General features: G+C 49.2%; 21 protein-coding genes and 1 pseudogene. 6 read left to right on the top strand and 16 right to left on the bottom strand.

Annotated features, from left to right (window positions below):
• Positions 1-175: 175 nt before the first annotated feature.
• Both NST85_RS04775 and NST85_RS04770 read left to right on the top strand, forming a co-directional pair.
• On the top strand, positions 176-931 hold the full coding sequence (locus tag NST85_RS04775; protein WP_036684694.1) for an SDR family NAD(P)-dependent oxidoreductase: 756 nt from the start codon (positions 176-178) through the stop codon (positions 929-931).
• A gap of 15 nt (positions 932-946) precedes the next feature.
• Positions 947-1,162, top strand: coding sequence for a hypothetical protein (locus tag NST85_RS04770; RefSeq protein ID WP_036684693.1), 216 nt, complete (start codon positions 947-949; stop codon positions 1,160-1,162).
• A gap of 427 nt (positions 1,163-1,589) precedes the next feature.
• Here NST85_RS04770 and NST85_RS04765 read toward each other — a convergent pair whose 3' ends face one another.
• Positions 1,590-1,793 (bottom strand): hypothetical protein, encoded by a 204-nt coding sequence (locus NST85_RS04765; RefSeq protein ID WP_155986581.1) that lies wholly within the window; start codon positions 1,791-1,793, stop codon positions 1,590-1,592.
• 322 nt (positions 1,794-2,115) lie between these two features.
• Positions 2,116-2,661 (bottom strand): cupin domain-containing protein, encoded by a 546-nt coding sequence (locus NST85_RS04760; protein ID WP_036684691.1) that lies wholly within the window; start codon positions 2,659-2,661, stop codon positions 2,116-2,118.
• Positions 2,662-2,866: 205 nt separating this feature from the next.
• Here NST85_RS04760 and NST85_RS04755 point away from each other — a divergent pair.
• A pseudogene (locus tag NST85_RS04755) lies at positions 2,867-3,226 on the top strand (ABC transporter ATP-binding protein); the annotation flags it as partial.
• 31 nt (positions 3,227-3,257) lie between these two features.
• Positions 3,258-3,482, top strand: coding sequence for a hypothetical protein (locus NST85_RS04750; RefSeq protein ID WP_036684687.1), 225 nt, complete (start codon positions 3,258-3,260; stop codon positions 3,480-3,482).
• A gap of 152 nt (positions 3,483-3,634) precedes the next feature.
• Here the strand turns inward: NST85_RS04750 and NST85_RS04745 are convergent, their stop codons facing one another.
• Positions 3,635-4,084 (bottom strand): VOC family protein, encoded by a 450-nt coding sequence (locus tag NST85_RS04745; protein ID WP_081394568.1) that lies wholly within the window; start codon positions 4,082-4,084, stop codon positions 3,635-3,637.
• A 255-nt stretch (positions 4,085-4,339) separates the two neighbouring features.
• The gene (locus NST85_RS04740) at positions 4,340-4,888 is read right to left on the bottom strand and encodes a recombinase family protein (protein WP_341188687.1); all 549 of its coding nucleotides are present in this window, start codon (positions 4,886-4,888) and stop codon (positions 4,340-4,342) included.
• A 708-nt stretch (positions 4,889-5,596) separates the two neighbouring features.
• Between NST85_RS04740 and NST85_RS04735 the strand changes: the two genes are divergently transcribed.
• On the top strand, positions 5,597-5,911 hold the full coding sequence (locus tag NST85_RS04735; protein ID WP_341188686.1) for a response regulator: 315 nt from the start codon (positions 5,597-5,599) through the stop codon (positions 5,909-5,911).
• Between the two features lie 147 nt (positions 5,912-6,058).
• Here the strand turns inward: NST85_RS04735 and NST85_RS04730 are convergent, their stop codons facing one another.
• From NST85_RS04730 to NST85_RS04715, 4 genes are read right to left on the bottom strand one after another with little or no spacing between them, the layout of a single operon-like run.
• Entirely contained in the window at positions 6,059-8,395 is a 2,337-nt protein-coding gene (locus tag NST85_RS04730; protein ID WP_036684674.1) for a VirB4-like conjugal transfer ATPase, CD1110 family, read from the bottom strand.
• Complete coding sequence (locus tag NST85_RS04725; RefSeq protein WP_036684672.1) at positions 8,388-8,753, bottom strand: PrgI family protein; 366 nt, start codon at positions 8,751-8,753, stop codon at positions 8,388-8,390. Before NST85_RS04725 ends, NST85_RS04730 begins: the two co-directional genes overlap by 8 nt.
• A gap of 24 nt (positions 8,754-8,777) precedes the next feature.
• On the bottom strand, positions 8,778-9,107 hold the full coding sequence (locus NST85_RS04720; RefSeq protein ID WP_036684682.1) for a hypothetical protein: 330 nt from the start codon (positions 9,105-9,107) through the stop codon (positions 8,778-8,780).
• Positions 9,108-9,130: 23 nt separating this feature from the next.
• On the bottom strand, positions 9,131-9,316 hold the full coding sequence (locus NST85_RS04715; protein ID WP_036684670.1) for a hypothetical protein: 186 nt from the start codon (positions 9,314-9,316) through the stop codon (positions 9,131-9,133).
• Positions 9,317-9,480: 164 nt separating this feature from the next.
• On the opposite strand from NST85_RS04715, the gene NST85_RS04710 reads away from it, so the two are divergent.
• Positions 9,481-9,816, top strand: a complete 336-nt coding sequence (locus NST85_RS04710) for a helix-turn-helix domain-containing protein (RefSeq protein WP_036684668.1) — start codon at positions 9,481-9,483, stop codon at positions 9,814-9,816.
• 21 nt (positions 9,817-9,837) lie between these two features.
• Here NST85_RS04710 and NST85_RS04705 read toward each other — a convergent pair whose 3' ends face one another.
• From NST85_RS04705 to NST85_RS04670, 8 genes are all read right to left on the bottom strand, one after another.
• Complete coding sequence (locus NST85_RS04705; protein ID WP_341188685.1) at positions 9,838-10,677, bottom strand: hypothetical protein; 840 nt, start codon at positions 10,675-10,677, stop codon at positions 9,838-9,840.
• Between the two features lie 68 nt (positions 10,678-10,745).
• Positions 10,746-10,949 (bottom strand): hypothetical protein, encoded by a 204-nt coding sequence (locus NST85_RS04700; protein ID WP_445671144.1) that lies wholly within the window; start codon positions 10,947-10,949, stop codon positions 10,746-10,748.
• Positions 10,950-11,050: 101 nt separating this feature from the next.
• A complete protein-coding gene (locus NST85_RS04695; RefSeq protein ID WP_341188684.1) occupies positions 11,051-12,820 on the bottom strand; it encodes a VirD4-like conjugal transfer protein, CD1115 family in 1,770 nt (589 codons plus the stop codon).
• Positions 12,807-12,998: a hypothetical protein gene (locus NST85_RS04690; protein WP_036684661.1), complete on the bottom strand. Its 192-nt coding sequence runs from the start codon at positions 12,996-12,998 to the stop codon at positions 12,807-12,809. Before NST85_RS04690 ends, NST85_RS04695 begins: the two co-directional genes overlap by 14 nt.
• Before the next feature lie 44 nt (positions 12,999-13,042).
• A complete protein-coding gene (locus tag NST85_RS04685; RefSeq protein ID WP_341188683.1) occupies positions 13,043-13,945 on the bottom strand; it encodes a hypothetical protein in 903 nt (300 codons plus the stop codon).
• Positions 13,942-14,904, bottom strand: coding sequence for a PcfB family protein (locus tag NST85_RS04680; RefSeq protein WP_036684658.1), 963 nt, complete (start codon positions 14,902-14,904; stop codon positions 13,942-13,944). The genes NST85_RS04685 and NST85_RS04680 overlap by 4 nt, the downstream gene beginning before the upstream one ends.
• Entirely contained in the window at positions 14,846-16,237 is a 1,392-nt protein-coding gene (locus tag NST85_RS04675; RefSeq protein ID WP_036684656.1) for a relaxase/mobilization nuclease domain-containing protein, read from the bottom strand. Before NST85_RS04675 ends, NST85_RS04680 begins: the two co-directional genes overlap by 59 nt.
• Positions 16,238-16,251: 14 nt before the next feature.
• Positions 16,252-16,635: a plasmid mobilization protein gene (locus tag NST85_RS04670; RefSeq protein ID WP_235219508.1), complete on the bottom strand. Its 384-nt coding sequence runs from the start codon at positions 16,633-16,635 to the stop codon at positions 16,252-16,254.
• Between the last annotated feature and the right edge of the window lie 128 nt (positions 16,636-16,763).

Below are 16,763 nucleotides of genomic sequence, written 5' to 3'. Positions count from 1 at the left end.
CTGAAATGGATCGGCATTTTTAGGATCTTCTTATAATAAAAAAAGGGAATAATCCGAGTTTCTCGAAATCATACATGGTGGTTTTAGGCAATTAAAAGGCATTATTAAATCTATATTATTTCAGCAGAAACGACTAAAATAAAAACTAGATCGAACACAAGAAGGGAAGGATCTTATGAAAATTGCAATCGTAACAGGCGGAAGCAATGGCATTGGGAAAGCGACGGCTCTTGAGTTTGGCAAGCGCGGAATTAGCGTCATTCTCACATACAATTCCTATAAGGACCGGGCAGAAGCTGTCGTCAAGGAAATTGAGAAGAATAAAGGAGTTCGGGCTGTAGCACTGAAGTTGGACCTGACTCAAATATCAACATTCGAAGGTTTCGTTCTAGAAGTAAAAAAGAGCCTCCAAGAAATTTGGGACAGAACGACTTTTGATTACTTAGTTAATAATGGCGGTGTTGGTGGGCCAATGATGTTCACTGAGATGAGCGAAGAGTACTTCGACAAAATGCTTAATACGAACTTTAAAGGACCGGTTTTTTTAACACAACACCTCGTCCAATTCATGGATGATGCTGGAGCCATCGTAAATACCACAAGTTCATCCAAGAACCAATCATTCCCAGGATACTCCGCCTACGGCTCGTTAAAAGCAGCATTCTCAACTTGGACTCGCTATATCGCCAAAGAACTTGCACCTCGCAAAATTCGGGTCAACGCAGTTTCTCCCGGTCCTACGCACAGCAATTTTGGCGATGGAGCATTCGATAAACATCCTGAATTCATCAAGCCGTTGGCTGAGCAATCTGTATTTGGCAGAATCGGCCAACCCGAAGATTCTGCGAAGGTCATTGTGAACTTATTGTCCGATGATTTCAGCTGGGTTACAGCCCAAGACATTGAAGTGTCTGGCGGACATTTGCTTTAAGAGTGTGAGGACGACATGAGAGTCGGAATCTTGAAGAAACGACGGATGCTAAACATTGATAGACACCTAACCGGCTCTCACACGTTTTTAAAAATCGGGAAGAAAGAAGATTATATTTCAAACTATAATGACCAAAGAAAAAGACGTGAGAGCTTTGTAAGCCTTCCGGCCGCAATGGCTCAAGTGTTGCAAGGACGCATGCGCGGACGCTCTGTCGTGGCAATGTCCTGATCCGAGTGAACGAAGCTACATTTCGATGAACGAGGAACGTTACCTCAATAAAACAACGACTGCCAAGATGTTATGTTCTCGTCCTCGATATCCTACCTATATCGGGTCGGTCCCAACACGCCAGTTGAGGAATCGGTTGGCACAATGGTGGGATGGGTTCAAATGGGTAACGGTCGGTTCCTCGGCCTGACCGAAGCAACACCGGATGATCCGACGGGCTGCTTCTACTGCTATCTACAACCTTTATTTTTGGCGTCACAGTAGCGTTTCAACAAACCTTACATTATAATACGAAAGGCCACCTTCCCTTTAACTCTTGAAGGTGGCCTTTCATGCCGATTTATTGCTGATTCCCATGTTTTTAAATTTACCTCGTAAAAACAGAATACCGGGTTAACATAAAGAGTGGTTTTCCGCCGTGACTTTTTTATGCGTTACTTCCGATTTCCATCTTGGATTGGAAAATAGCAATCAAAATCCCGATCACGGCCAGTACGTTGAAAACAATTCCAATCGAGAAAATGGCTACGAATCCAGAAAATAAAAGTACCGCAGCAGACGTAAGGTGGCTTGGAACATATTGTACACGTACTGAATAAATCCCGATGATTACACCAATAGCGATCAGCACCCAATATGCGGGTGCAGGGATTGCCGTAATCGTAATCGTTTTTCGTCTTGCAGAAACAGATTAAGGAACACGACGAGAGAGAGAGAGAGAATGAACAACCCGTTAAATGCGGGATGGGGCCTTTTCTCTCCTTTTTAGTTTGAATGGAAATAAAGGATGAGAGCAAAACAAGAATACAGGACGCCATCGTAAACAGCCACATCATGAACCCTTCCTTTTGTTACAATGTTAAGTATAGCATAAGATAAACCTGTCCCTGGTTTTAAATAAAGCCTGACATGTGACGATGGACATCACCATGCCGTGTATGAACGAAAGATGGTTATTCTGTAGACATGGCAACTGCTTTTGTTTCATGAACAGTACCATATGGATGCTCAGGCGGTGCATAGATCACGTAAACTTTAAGTGGTATATTTCCCGTATTGGTTACATTGTGCCATTTCCCTGCAGGTATCATAATGGCATAGTCATCATAGGCCATTGCTCGAAAATCTAAATTATCTTTGCTATTACCCATTTGAACAAGTCCCTGACCTTCTTCAATACGTATGAATTGATCCGTTGTCGGATGGACTTCTAAACCGATGTCATCTCCAACATTAATACTCATTAGGGTCACTTGAAAGTGTTTCCCTGTCCATAAAGCGGTGCGGAAAGTATTGTTTTGCTTCGTAGCTTGATCAATATTCACTACAAATGGACTTGATCCATAATCCTTTAATTTGATGTTTCTATAATAAGGATTCCGGTTGGTATTGTTCCAATTGTAATAATGGCGATTCCCATTGTTACTCCAATTGTTATTAATCCAGTAGTCATGCAAAGGATAATGCCATTGATGGGGATAGCATGAATTACGGTACATATTCATTCTCCTCTTAATGGTTTCATTTTTTATCCTATGCACTTGCCTATCTATAGGTTTGGAAAATGGGTAAGTGCCTATGATTTAGGTTGTATCAGTATAGACCCCGATTCGGAATGTCAACATTACCCGCCTCTCGCCTTCGCTGTCATGGTGGCTGTTTGGCTGCTGGACCTTAGCGGCAATAAGTGAAATCGTTGGTGTTTCTTATTCAAGTGGTATGTGCCGCAGGCTCGTCATCGCTCTGAGACTTGTGGGAAATCCGCGGATCGTTATCCTCGACGAGCCGATCACTAGGCTTGACCCGATTCGCCGCATCGAGGTTTGGAAGATTGTCCAGGGGCTTGCCGCTGGGAGGTACGACGATATTTCTCACCACGCAGTATTTGGAGGAGCTGAGCAGTTTGCCGACCAAATTTCCATTCTGCACGAGGGCAGGATTATCGCGAGCGGCGCGCTCTTGGAGCTGAAAAGCTGTTCCCGCAAGCAAAGATAGAGTAAGTTGAAAAACATCCGTCGTTAGAGGAGATTTCTTGCAATCGTCAGCAAGAAAGAGGTAATGTAAATGGAGGCGGTAAGAAACACTTTTTAGCGATATGGGCGTTATGCCTGGGCTCTCCAAGCGCCTGGTCTTGTTCGTTGTGTCTGGCGTCTATAGAACCTGTCTTGAAACGAGTGAACAGTCTGGCGGTCATGTCGAAGACAGCGACATTCCACGCGAGCATGCGGCATTGTTTCAGAAATACAAGCTCGTGATCGTGCGGCAAATCTTATTCGCCAAAGGCATTGTCCTTCATATGATCGTCAAGCCCGCGTTCTGATCCCCCGATGAAGTCTCATGGGAGATGCCGGATGCGACCTTATCGATCGAATCCGTAAAAAATCGGGCCTTTTGGCCATGCGGTCAAGGAGCGCTCCCCATCCCGCAAGGCAACAGACCCGGTCGCCAAGGCAATCCCATGATGCAACGGATCTAACCCCAGTTGCTTTTCATCTCCTGAATTCGCTTCTCCTGTTCTTCAGGCGTTAAATCTTCTATATGCGTTGCGATCCACCATAGGTTGCCGTAAGGATCCTTAACCCCGCCGTACCGTTCTCCGGCATGCTTCATATCGGTTGGAACCATGATCGACTTAGCCCCATGTTGAATTGCATTCTTATAAATGCTGTCACAATCAGGAACATATATGTAGATCGATGTGGGAAAAGATCCGTATTCTTTCATCGGCTCGCCCGCCATAATGATCGAATCCCCGACGATAACCTCAGCGTGCATCACCGAACCATCAGGTCTATCAAGCTTATATTTCAGTTTCCCGTCGAATACTACCTCTATGAATGCGATCAATTGTTCTACATGTTCCACCATCAAATAAGGGTTGACCGTTTTCATTCCTTCGGGTTGATACTTTACCTTGTTCAATCCAACCACCTCCATTAATTTCTGTTAGCAGGACTGTGCGTATCCAGTTTATTTTACCAAGGGCGACTTTAACTTTCAATTATTGGAAAAACGGTCGAGCTCGACGCCAAGGTGAACGGTCGTCACACGTTCGCCTCGGCATACGCGGCCAGAAAGTCCAAGGTTGAGCCCATGCGTAAAAATCACAGACTGCATCTCGGCCCGTTCCTGCCTGGCCTGAGAACGGAACCTTAAAAAAAGCCGAACAATCGGGGTCTATTGTTTCTCTCTGGCCTCATATTCCTTTACACGCCGGTAAAAAGTTGGCTTCGTTAGTCCGGATTGCTTCATGGCCGCCGTCGCCGTCATCCGACCTGCCCTCCATTCCTCATAAGCCCGGAGGAACTTTTCGTCAACTTGCTGCCGAGGTCTGCCGAACGTGACACCACTTGCCCGCGCAACTTCAATCCCTTCCGCCTGCCGCTGCCGGTTCTTCTTCCGCTCCTGTTCAGCTACGTAAGCTAACATGCTTAAAAATTGATCTTCCAGCAGCTTACCAATGTCACCCATCGTTTTGAACTTGCGGCTGTCAAACAAGGCTTCATTCTCCAGGCACACGATGTCCGCGTTTATTTCACGGGTAATGTGTTTCCACTCCGATATGATTCCGTCGTAAGCGCGCCCCAAGCGATCTAGCGCATCCGTATGTCTTCTACACCCAGCTCCCGAAACTTGACAAGCTGCCGTTCCGGATTTTGGTCTTTGGCCGATACCCGACCGTATGCCAGCTTCAAACGATCCACTCCCCCAAAAATCACGTTTCAAAAATCACCGAATTAATTTGATACGTTCCTAAAGCTATTTTAGTACATTTTGAAACACAGAAACAGGGGGGATTTACCGTGTTTCAAAAAGCATGCTATTCGAGACTTTGGTTTTCTATTTCCCTAGACGAAGCAGTTCTGTGTGATATTAGCAAGCTTTCGGTTTTACTTCGGGTGACACATGCCAGTATGAACTAAGAGAAAGAAAATCTGCTAAGTCTGTCTAAACAGAAGGCTTAGAGTATATTTTCGTTAAAATGTTGGCGAGCCCCCTAAATAAGGTGTGTTTGAAAAATGGTGAACAATTTCTTATTTGCCTTTATTATTCCTTTGAATATTTGGAACTTGGTTGCGGTTTATGTCAGCTTCGCTGGTACTACCCCAAGACGACACGCAAGGTGGCGCGTTCCGATTCCAATGGTATTGATTTGAAATGCATGATGAAAGCATGCTGCAATTGTGAAATGGATTGATGATGCGCCTTCAAAAGTGGTCGGTTCCCGCAAATTCCGTTAAGAATCCAATGGAACCCGGACGCTTTTGCCGGGATCGCTTGGGGCTTAAGGATTATGGTAAAATGTAAGGGACACCAAACAACTGTTAAAGGGAATGGACTTATGACCAATAAAAGGTCCCTGTTAGAGATATTGATTGCAGAAGATAACGAAGTACAAGTTCAAATCTTATTACTCCAGCTAAAGTCGTTCGGTTGTCCGATAAAAGTCGTAGGCAACGGTCTTCAGCGGTAGAGGCAGCACTTGAGAAGGATTACGATATCATTTTTATGGATATCCGAATGCCAGAAATGGACGGTGTGGAGGCCACAAAACAGATTTCACAAAATTGTTCGAACCGAAAAAAAACCTATATTGCGGCTACTACCGCGTTCGATCATTTCCACGATAGATTTTTGGAAGCAGGAATCGATGAGGTGCTATTAAAACCTTTTACTTCGGAACGATTAGGTGAGGTCCTCGCAAAAGTGGTCGCCCGCAAAGAGTCGGAAACAGAGGAAATGTTGTAAAGGAAATTTGTCCTTTATTTTCTACGATAGTCGATAAATAAACCGCAGTTTGCCTATACGGCACTGCGGTTTTGATTTCGTAAATTTGGTATGGTGGCTCCTATTGAAGTAAGCGGCTGATATCGTTAATCAGCCGCTTACCTCTTATTATTGCCGCTCGCCGGGCTTCGTCGTCATCAAGTTATACAATTTCGTGTGCCGCGGGAACTTGTCGGTAAATGGCACGAGGGAACTCCCTACCTTCATCAATCCATTACCGGCGTCTACATTCGTGATGTAGGAGAGTTGAAGATCCGAAATATTCAGCAGTTCGGCAAGTTCCATTCGGTCGGTGCTGGCTTGGTTCAGCATGACGATAAACTCGCTGTTTGCGAGCATGGTGCGGGCCGTGTGGCTTTGCAGCAGATCGTCCACATTTTGTGTAATGCCCGTGCAAAAAGCGCCATACTTTCGGACGCGCTTCCAAAGCGTGAACAGAAAGTTGGCGCTGTATTCGTGCTGGAACAGAAGGTAGATCTCATCGATAAAGATAAACGTATTCTTGCCTCTTGCACGATTTTGCGTAATCCGATTCAAGATATTGTCGAGTACGACCAGCATGCCAATAGGGAGAAGCTGCTTCCCCAGGTCAAGAATATCGTAGCAAATGAGCCGATTGTGGACGTTGACGTTGGTCGATTGGGCAAACGTATTCAGACTGCCGGAAGTAAACAATTCAATGGCCAGTGCGATGTCCTGCGCCTCCGTTTCTGCTTGCTTGAGCAGTTCTGCACGGAAATCCTGTAATGTCGGAGGCTGTCCCTTATAATTGCTCTGTAAATACTTGCGGTACACAGAAGCGGTGCAGCGGTCGATGAGCGACTTCTCCTTCGCGCCAAGCTGTTGTCCACCTATCAACTGCTCGCACAGCGACAGGATGAACTCCGATTTTAGAATGATCGGATTGGCTCCGTCGCCATAATCCCGGTTCATATCCATCGCATTGATATGGTTCGGCGAAGTCGCTGAAATATGAATCGTCTCGCCGCCCAGCGCATTTACCAGAGCAGAATACTCCCGCTCCGGGTCGATCAGGATAATATCGTCGTCGCTCGCCAGTATCTGGTTGACGATTTCTCGCTTCGCAGTGAAGCTCTTACCGGAACCGGATACACCGAGGATGAAACTATTTCCGTTGAGCAATTGCTTTCGATTGGCGACAATCATATTTTTACTGATGACGTTCTGCCCGTAATAAATACCGTCCGTGTGCATGATCTCCTGCGCTCGAAACGGGATAAAGACAGCCGTACTTTCGGTTGTGAGCGTCCGCAAAGCATGAACCTTTCGCAGCCCATACGGCAGCACCGTATTCAAACCGTCCATTTGCTGATAGGAGAGCGTGGAAAACTGGCACAGATGCTTGCGGGCCGTCGTGAGCAATGTTTCCGTGTCGCTATCAAGTTGTTCTTTGCTGTCCGCGACATGCACCATTGTAAGTAGTCCGAACATCATCCGCTGGTCGCGCGTGGTCAGGTCGCTAAGAAATTCCTTGCTCTCCTTGCGCTGCTGCTCCATATCGTAGGGGACGACGGCGGAAAAGTTGTTGTTGCGATTTTGTCGCCGCTGCCAATTCGTGATGTTCGTCTCCACGCCGAGCAGTCGATTTTCTACTTCGCGGACTGCTTCATCGGTCGGAATCGGGATGACATCGAGCGACAGCAGCAAGTTGCGGTTCAAGTCGCACAGTTCAGCTACCATACTGTCCTTGATGTAGCTGGCGTAATCGCGCAGAAAGATGACCCGACCGTAGTATTTGCCCATCCGAAAATGATCTTTGGCAAACTCGAAGGTGTCCGGGCAAATGTAATCCTTGAAATCGTGTCCTTTGCGCATCATCTCCTGCATGTCGAAGCTAAAATCTGCTTCCTCGCCAATCCGAAAGAAGTCATGCAAAATGCGTAGGCGGTCAGTCGCATCAAGTTCGGCACATTTCGAGCCGAGGCGGGAGAAATGTGCGGTCAACTCCGTACCGACCCGCGCGAAGTAATGGCGGGCTTCATCCACGTTCTTTTTCACAACGGAAATGGTGATGTATTTTTCTTGAATCGTCCCATTGGTGTTACCGTCCGTCGCTTTGCCCAGCAACATGTCGTTGTACTCCTGCCGATACGCATCCAGCTCGTCGTGTTGGAGCGGAATGAAAACGGAACGTTCCACATCTGCCTGGTTAAGCCGCCGATTGTGGATCGTAATCTTCGTCGTCGCGCCGCTGTCAAACGAATTAAGCAATTCGGAGTAAGAAAGGAACATCGTTTCCTTGTCCTCTCGCGATGCGACAGCGTAGTTGATGTCCGCGAAACGGAACGACTTCGAGAATTTGTTTCCGACAGCAAAAACCCCGTCCGGCCAGATGGCGCGGATCGGGATCGCTTGTTGTACGCTTTTGGGAATGGCAGACCGTTCCTTGTCCTGTTTCATGGTGCGCCTGAGCGTCTTAATCATTGCGCTTCATCCTTTCTTGCTCGCGCTTGTGCAGGCTTCCTTTCAGCGCTTCGTAGTACATATTGGTCGAGCGGAAAAGGAGCCGTCTTGGCATCAGAAACTCCGACTTCACATACGCCCACAATAATTGCTCTGCCGTCATACCGTGATAACGGATAAATCCAAGCGCGGCGCAGGGAGCCGCTCCCAATATGCATATCCAACTAAGCGTTTCCAGCTCGAAGTGACTGCGCAATCCGAAGTACAACCCAATTGCCGCAGCGACCGCCAGAACAGAAAAAAAGAACTGCCGCAAGGACAGTCCGAAGAACAAGCTTTCCGTATAATCCCGGATTTCCCGGTTGATTTTCACTTCCACTTTTATCCCTCCCCGATGAGCAGTTTACGCCTCAGGCTCCTTGCGTTCAGATTCGATTGGTGTGTCGTCATCAAATGGCACAGGATTGCTCAATAGTTCCACAGCAAGCTGAAAACCATCCTTCATCCCTTGTAAATATAACCACTCATTCATAATCGCTTGCATAAAATGGTGCTTGTCCTCCCAAAGATCAAATTCAGGCATGCGCTCCATATCCATACCAGCAAACAAGACTTGAAATGCTTTCTTTTCTTCAGCACGAACACGCTTTAGATCGGAATGATGTTCGATTCGTGCAGAAACGTAGTCCAATCGACCTTGAATAGCTGTTCGAAACCACATTGGAATTTCCATTGCCTGCTTCCCCCCAAATTCTTTCACCTTACCTTCTGCTTCCGCTTTGCTTTCATGTGATGATAGCGGGCTACTAACTGATCGATCTTTTGACTTTGCTCCTGAAACACTTGATTGCAGGATAAAGAAATGGATTGCTTCATTAACTCTTCACCAAGCGAATTCAGCTTTCGCCGCTCCTTTTCCAACTCTCTTAACAATTCGTTCATTCATCCTTCCTCCCGTTTTTATGGTGAGCGCCAACATTTTTGAATGAAACATGGTGTATGTTAGAAGACTACCTCAATGGTAAGTTTTAATCTCATTTATGTCAATTGTGTACTCCTCCATAATGGGAGTTATAAACTCAACCCCTGTAAAGAGGTGACGCTTGATGATTGGTTACGATAAAAAGAAGGTGGGGCAACGCATTCGGAAGCAACGAGAGGCTTTGGAAATTTCTCGTGAACAGTTGGCTGAACGAGTTGGACGGGTTCCACGATTTTGCGCCGATATTGAACGAGGTAAAGCCGGGATGTCCATTGAAACGATGTTCAGCATTTGCAATTTGCTCAAGCTTTCTCCTAACGAATTGCTCCTGGGTCAAGAGGAGAGCGCCACACCTTACGATGAAACGGCATTGATTATGGCTGCACTCAATCAATGCACAGAGAAGCAGCGCAAGGATGCTCTGGCGCTATTGAAGCTTTTTTTGACCGCAATCCGCTAACTCCCATCATTCACAAGGTGATTACAGTCCCATCATTTCGCGCACGATGCGATCTGCCATCTTCACCGTGCCGACGAGAACGAGCATATTGAAAATGAGCTCCCCGATATACGTCCACACCATCGTAACCGCGCCTGCATTAGTATCGACGGCTGGAGGAGCGGTAGCAAAGGCGGAGTAGATGATACACGCCAGTACAATAATCGCACCTTCCAGACAAGCTGCCGCGTATCCTTTCAGGAACGACTTGCCGATATTTTGGCTTGGTTCCCCGGCAAAGGTGGACAGCGGAACGGGGGCAATTGCCGTATACAAATAGATCCGGAAAAAGCGCCCGTACACTAAAAGAATCATCACAAAGGATAGCACCGTAATAAACAGACTGCCGAGAATGGTGACGATCCACAGCGGAATGCTTTGCCAGAAGCCAACGTCCTCAATTGCTTGCGTTACCGTATCTGGCAAGGCCATCGCCTCTGACGTTCCGAACCCAGAGCGTCCCATCATCGTCGAGATCATCCCCTGTACAATCGTAAAGAGAGCCATCATCAATTCCAGCCCATAGGTTACGACCGCTTTGGCCAGCACAAAGCGGATGAACAGCTTGACAGCCATCTCCGGCTTTTTCACTTCCGCAAAACTGCCGGTCGTCTTCACAACGCCAATCACAAAAAATAAGACCAGGAGTGCCAGTCCTGTAGCCTGCAACGCGCCGTGAATATCAATAATCACACGCCATACGCCACCACCCTTGAAATCTGCAGGCGATTGGGTAACAAGGCTCCAGGTTTCGGTCATTTTATCGTTCCAGGTATCCAAGGCATTTTCGAGATTGTCGATAACCCAACTGTTTTTTGCCATATTCTCACCCTTTCCGTAGAAGGGGGAACAGACGAATCACCCGTCCCCCCTTATGCAAAGCTTCAAGCTCATCCGGCAATCAGGGTAAGAATTTCCTTCGTAAACGTAATAATGACCCCTCCGGCGAGCGTCAGAAACCCGTTTGCGCGCTGGGACGGGTCATGCGACTTTAGAGACAACCCAATCTGAACAATACCAAAACCGAGTATAATCATGCCGATCGCACGGATTAAGCCGAATATGAAGGTGGATAAGTTGTTGATTGTCGTCATCGGATCTCCCTCCGCATAAGCGGTGGGGATGAATATGGTTCCTGTTAAAATCAGCATGACGTACAGGGCCAGCAGCCGTTTCATTTTGAATTTCAATTTCATCATTCCCCTCGTAAAAATAGCGACTCTACTTCTTCTTCCGACAGAAGCTCGTAATCCCCGTTTTCATGAAGCAATACGGATCGCCAATCCAAAGCGTGTTCCGTGCCGCCATGTTGGTAAGGAAGACCGCTGCCATCCGTCGTGAGCGAGACATGGGGATGCCTGAGCAAATCATATTTGTCATCCCGAACAGGATGTTCGCCGCGGATAAAGAGCAAGGCATAGCGGTTGTCGAGCAGCCGAACTTCGTCGGGCGTTAGCAGTTCACGACCTGACTGCTGATAGTTGATTGAATAGCTGCCGTTGCGTCCCTTGCTCTGGCCGTAAGTGTTGGTGTCAATCGTCTCCTTGCCGAGCAGCTCGGAGACGTATTTGTGGGTGGACTGTTCGTTACCACCCAGGTACAAAAATTCATCGCAGTTGCCCACAATCGATTCCCATGAGTCCTTGTACAGCGCCTTGAGCTGCGCTAAATTTTGCAAGATGATGGAGACGGAAATTTCCCGGCTGCGCATCGTGGAGAGCAGCTTGTCAAATTCGTCGGGGAGCGCCACATTGGCGAACTCGTCCATGACAAAGTGAACATGAATCGGGAGACGTCCGCCATGCCGATAGTCCGCCTCGTACATCAGGCATTGAAAAAGCTGCGTGTACAACATGCCTACAATGAAGTTGAAACTACTGTCGTTATCGGGAATGACGGCAAACATCGCCGTATTCTTCTCTCCCATAACGGGCAATTCCATTTCATCGACCATACTCATCCCCGCAATCGTATGCAAATTGAACTTCTCCAACCGAACGCCGAGACCAATCAATATTGATTTAGCCGTTTTCCCTGCCGCTAACTTAAAAATGTTGTACTGCTTGACGGCCAAATGCTCCGGTTCGCGCATGCCCAGCCTTTCGAACAACTCGTCGAGCGGGCTTTGGTACGTTTCGTCCTCCTCCCGCACCTCCGCAGCAGCGATCATTTCCATGACCATTGGGAAATTTTGCTCCTCGGGCGGTGCTTCATATAGAAGGTACAGCACGAGCGCTTCCAGCAAAGCGGTCTCGGAACGCTCCCAAAAGGGGTCGTTTGTATTGCTGCCCTTTGGTGTCGTATTGCGAATTAGATTGGTGACCAGCTTGAGAACATCCTTGTCGTCTTGCAAATAAGCAAAGGGGTTGTAGCCATGCGAACGGTGTGGATTGATGAGGTCCAGCACCTTGATGTCATAGCCTTTGGACTTGAGCAAATGCCCGGTATCACGCAGAATCTCGCCCTTTGGATCGAGCACGACAAAGGACGTATACGCCTGCATGATGTTCGGCTTGGCGTAAAACCGTGTTTTTCCAGACCCGGAACCGCCCACGACAAGAACATTGACATTCCGGCGATGCTTGCGGCCGTCCAAGCCGATCTGCACTCGCTGTGTCAAAATTTTGTTTTGCTCCGGCTGCTTGCTACGGTATTTTGCATGAATCTGTCTGGCTTTGCCCCATCTCGCGCTGCCGTGCTCTTCGCGCCGCCGATAGTTGCGCGGCGACGCCAAATAGATCCCGACCGAAACGGCGTAAATGAGCGTAAACAAAAACAAGCTTCGCGGCGTATCATCGACCCATTGAATCTGAAAGGGATGATAGATTGCTTCACTGAGATACAGCAGAAGTGCGGGTAATCCCTTGGACAAAGCAGGGGCGGCAAGCAGCGCCGCCCACACGACCGGAATAAAAAAAACCGCAAAGAGTAAAAGATTACTCCTTGCGGTTTCAGCGCGCCGCATGATGACTCCGGCGCTTTATCTTTTGATAGGGAGCGTCAATCGCCTTCAGCAGTAAATCGTCAACAGGATCGGTCGGCCGCTGCTGGCCGATCAGGTCGTTACGTAGCGCATTCAAGGCGTTGATGACAATGCCATGCTCATAATGATCCATTCTCAGAATACGTTCTTCCTCTCTCATCGCCCTTCCTCCCAAGAAAAAATGAGGGGTAGCTCCATGCGCCACTAACGGGCCGAATCGCTTCGACTTGGTTGCTGCTGACGCTGCCCGGCCAGCATACGGTGCATACGACGGGAAATGTCGTGCGCCGCATCCTTCATTAACGTCAGCTCGGCGCGAATTTGCTGCGGCTCCATATCCTTGAGCCGCTCGGACACCCGACCGAAGCGAAAGGAAGCCGTCTCGACGCCAAACTTTTTGCAAAGCATATACGCGGCGCAGTAAGCTTGAAAATTATATTCAGAACGGCTGTAGTTGTTATGGCCGCGATCTATCTCCGCATGCACCAGTTCCTGTGCGAGTGCTCGAAAAATATCACCGGCCCCAAGTCCACGACGTACCACGATGCTTCGCGTATCCGGCTGATACAACGCGTGTACTTCCGCAGGCAGGGCATCTCCAATCGTAATCGGCACAGGTGAGCGGTCCATCAACGCCTTTATGCGTGTGCGATCATCCGGGTAGGCTGGCGGCTCCTTTTTCTGCGCGGTTGTTTGAGCAGCGTCGAACATCTTCTTGGGGTTGTAGCTGATCCCGGTGCTCCCATCCTCCCGCTTGTATTCCTCACCTGGCTCCAAGATGTAAAAGCCGGTTTCCTTGCGACGGATATATACGCCTTGTTCCTTCCAGCTATCAAAATCGGCAATGCGGGTGGCATCCGGGCGCTGAGTCAGAATAAGCAGCGCATTAGCGACGCTGTAGAGATCAAACCGGCTTTGGACATCCAGATAATGCTGAAATTGTTCGCCGTTTTGAGCAATGGCGGCTGTGGTAGCGTCAATCGTCTCATACGTCCAATGACGCAGCTCCTGCTTTTTTTGCGCCCACGCTTCTTTGTCGAACGGCTGCTCACGCTGAGCGGAGGTAGTCGTGACTTGGGGCTGGAATAACTCGTCCAGTTCGCTCATTTCGATTTTCCTCGCTTTCGACTCCCGGTTGTCGGGACGGACGCTTTACTGCTGGACGCCGCCTTCCCGCGATCTCTGCGCTTAGGCAACGACGGCTCCTGCACCTGCTGCCGCCGTCTGGTTTCTGCCGCCCGGTTTTCCTCCCGAATTTCACGCAGCAATTGGCGGACGGACACTTTTTCCTTCGGCTTTTCAGGGTCAATCGTAACCCTTTCGTATGCCGCGCTGCGCTCGGAGGTAGGCGCGGACGGAGAGGATGGTTCCGTTGTCCTCTCCTCCTGTGTCGGCGGGAGGGGAAGCGGACGCTCCGGTTCCGTTCGCTCGACCTCCCACGCCTCGGACGCCGGATGATCGGTTCCCTGCTGCTCGTTTACCGGCTGCACCTCCTCCGCCGGCTTGGGCTTTCCCAACAGATCGTCCAAAAAATCGTCGCTCACTGCCGCTCCCTCATTTAAAGCTGGCGAATCGTTGGCTCCTTCTTCGGGTGTCCCGGCATGTTGCTCCGGTGGTTGTGCCGCCCCTTCACGCTCGACCGACTGCTTCTCGTTGCGGGATTTCACAATCTCCTGCTTGATGCTGGCTGTATCTACGGTCGCCAGCTTGAAGCGTTCAACGATTCGGTTGATTTTGGACGCATCCTCGGCCCGCACCATGACGTCGCAAAGCCCGTCCACATTTTTCTTGTCACGCAGCGCGCAATAGAGGACACCATACCGCTTCGCTTCTTTGCAAAACGTCGGCAAGTCTTCATTTCGTACTGCAAACACCTTCAGCTCCTTGCCGCTGCGCAGCAAGCTTTCCAGACGAATGCGGCCTCTTGTTCGTTTTTGCCCTTGCAGGGCGGCGAACAAGTAAACGGCCAGATGCTTCGCGCCTTCGCCGGAAATTTTCGCCATGACTTCAATGCCACGAAGACTCATGCTGACGACCTGATCGGCCGCCTCGGTTCCGCTGCTCATGGACATTGGCCTCCCTTCGTGTCGATTGGTCTTTCACGTTATGTTGCAGCTTGTTTGCCAGTTCGTCGGATCGGGCAAGAATGCCCGTACAAAGCCTCACCTCCTTTCGGAGCTTCGCAAGCTGACGGGAAAGCTCGACAATTTGCGACTTGTACGATTCGATTTGCTCGGGAAGTTGACAGCGGCGAAGTCGGTTGTACAGCATTTTGCGAGAGCCGTATCCTTGTACCAACTCCGCTTGCAGTCCATCGTGATAAGCTGTCAATTGCGCCTTGCTGGAGATCCGTTGACGACATAGCAGCTTGGTTTGCTCCGTGATGGCCGCCAGATGTCGTAAGTCTTCACGTAATAAAAAAGACGTCCGTTTGAGGGACGCTCGGGAATGGGGCAGAATCCCCATCTTGAATAAGTAACGCAGATACAAGGCTTGCAGGCCGCTAAATCTCCGTCTGACGTGTACGGTGCTGCGAACAATGACGGCTCGCCTGCGCCGCGGCAACGGCATGGGTGGTTGATGCTGCGGTAGCTGGTTTTGCAGAATACGCTCTTTTATCGCATGCTCCGTGTAATCGTCGCCAAGACTGCGCAATCGAACAAACCGCTCTTTACTCAGCGGGCGTACCGCCAAATGCTTGACGTTCGACTTCATTTCATAGCCCTGCTTTTGAAGGATCGCGAAGAATTGCGTCATCGTCATGGCAGCGGCGATAGCGGCGTCGATGTCCTCGCGAAGCAAGCCGCGCCAGGTCGGCTTGCTTTCCTGTTCCGCTCGCCACTCACCGTAATGCTTGGCCTTGCCCGGTTCCGGCTGCTCGATGACCGATAAGGCATGCTCCTGGCACAGTCGGTCAGACGTTTGCCGCATGAGAGCATAAGAGGCTTTGTTATCGTAATAGCGTTTACCATCCAGAAACGATACCGAGTTTAAGACGAAGTGATTATGCAGATGCTCCTTGTCCAAATGGGTCGATACCACGAGTTCAAAGCGCTCTCCCCACAGCTCCTGCGCCAGCTTGACGCCAATCGCATGTGCCGCCTCCGGCGTCGTTTCGCCCGGTGCAAACGCCTGATACCCGTGAAAAGCCACAATGCCATCGGTCTTTTGAAATTGTCGTTTGGTTCGCTGCATTTGCTCGTAAGCGGTAAGCGGATCGCAATTGATCCCGCTCACGTAAAGCTGTTTTTCCGTTTTAGCATCCGCGCTGGTATAAGCGAGCACCTGCTGCAAGCCCTCATTCTCGCCGCGCCTTTCATCGGTCTTTTCAGGATTAGTCGCGTAATCCAGCACACGCTTGAGACGGTCGGTAACATCCCATATTGCGGTTGTCGCCATGTGCGCTGTCCCCTTTACAGTGGATGTGCGTTAGGATTTCCTGGCGGCTCGGTTCTCGGTTCCGGTGCTGTCACGGCCTGTTGAATCAGTTGGACAGCGCGACGCAAGTGGTCTGCTTCCTGCTGAAAAGCCGCCTGATCCAAATGACCTGTCGCATGGGCCTTCGCTGCGAGTTGGTTAAGGTTGTTGCCGATAGCGTGCAGCTCACGCAGCATTGCGAAATAGTCTGGTGGCGGCATCGCCTTCGGGACATAGCCATTAATCAGGGATCGAATATAACCTTCCTGTGAAAGTCCGGATTTTTTCGCACTCGCTTGGAGTCTTGCGTTTTCATCATTGTTCACCCATGCCTGAATACGAATCGCTCGTCTTCTCATCATTTTCACTTCTTTCTTCAAAGGAAATGGTCCGAATGAAAATGCTGAATGGCTTCTGCCGTTTCTGAAAAATTCCGGTCATTGTTGAAACCTATATTCTTGATAAAACAACGTGCTGTTGAGATAGGGGTATTAGGGGCTTGCCCCTA

It is taken from the genome of Paenibacillus sp. FSL K6-2524, from assembly GCF_038005525.1.
Lineage (GTDB): Bacteria > Bacillota > Bacilli > Paenibacillales > Paenibacillaceae > Fontibacillus > Fontibacillus anaericanus.
Note: the sequence above shows the minus strand (reverse complement) of the source record. Positions and strands in the feature narration are given on the sequence as shown.

Bases quoted from the DNA above. Each gene is read 5' to 3' on its own strand.
- NST85_RS04680 (WP_036684658.1), bottom strand. From the start codon at position 14,904: ATGAGCAGCGGAACCGAGGCGGCCGATCAGGTCGTCAGCATGAGTCTT.
- NST85_RS04700 (WP_445671144.1), bottom strand. From the start codon at position 10,949: ATGACGACAATCAACAACTTATCCACCTTCATATTCGGCTTAATCCGT.
- NST85_RS04710 (WP_036684668.1), top strand. From the start codon at position 9,481: ATGATTGGTTACGATAAAAAGAAGGTGGGGCAACGCATTCGGAAGCAA.
- NST85_RS04715 (WP_036684670.1), bottom strand. From the start codon at position 9,316: ATGAACGAATTGTTAAGAGAGTTGGAAAAGGAGCGGCGAAAGCTGAAT.
- NST85_RS04685 (WP_341188683.1), bottom strand. From the start codon at position 13,945: ATGAGCGAACTGGACGAGTTATTCCAGCCCCAAGTCACGACTACCTCC.
- NST85_RS04690 (WP_036684661.1), bottom strand. From the start codon at position 12,998: ATGAGAGAGGAAGAACGTATTCTGAGAATGGATCATTATGAGCATGGC.
- NST85_RS04775 (WP_036684694.1), top strand. From the start codon at position 176: ATGAAAATTGCAATCGTAACAGGCGGAAGCAATGGCATTGGGAAAGCG.
- NST85_RS04705 (WP_341188685.1), bottom strand. From the start codon at position 10,677: ATGGCAAAAAACAGTTGGGTTATCGACAATCTCGAAAATGCCTTGGAT.
- NST85_RS04730 (WP_036684674.1), bottom strand. From the start codon at position 8,395: ATGATTAAGACGCTCAGGCGCACCATGAAACAGGACAAGGAACGGTCT.
- NST85_RS04675 (WP_036684656.1), bottom strand. From the start codon at position 16,237: ATGGCGACAACCGCAATATGGGATGTTACCGACCGTCTCAAGCGTGTG.
- NST85_RS04760 (WP_036684691.1), bottom strand. From the start codon at position 2,661: ATGTACCGTAATTCATGCTATCCCCATCAATGGCATTATCCTTTGCAT.
- NST85_RS04695 (WP_341188684.1), bottom strand. From the start codon at position 12,820: ATGCGGCGCGCTGAAACCGCAAGGAGTAATCTTTTACTCTTTGCGGTT.
- NST85_RS04750 (WP_036684687.1), top strand. From the start codon at position 3,258: ATGGGCGTTATGCCTGGGCTCTCCAAGCGCCTGGTCTTGTTCGTTGTG.
- NST85_RS04770 (WP_036684693.1), top strand. From the start codon at position 947: ATGAGAGTCGGAATCTTGAAGAAACGACGGATGCTAAACATTGATAGA.
- NST85_RS04720 (WP_036684682.1), bottom strand. From the start codon at position 9,107: ATGGAAATTCCAATGTGGTTTCGAACAGCTATTCAAGGTCGATTGGAC.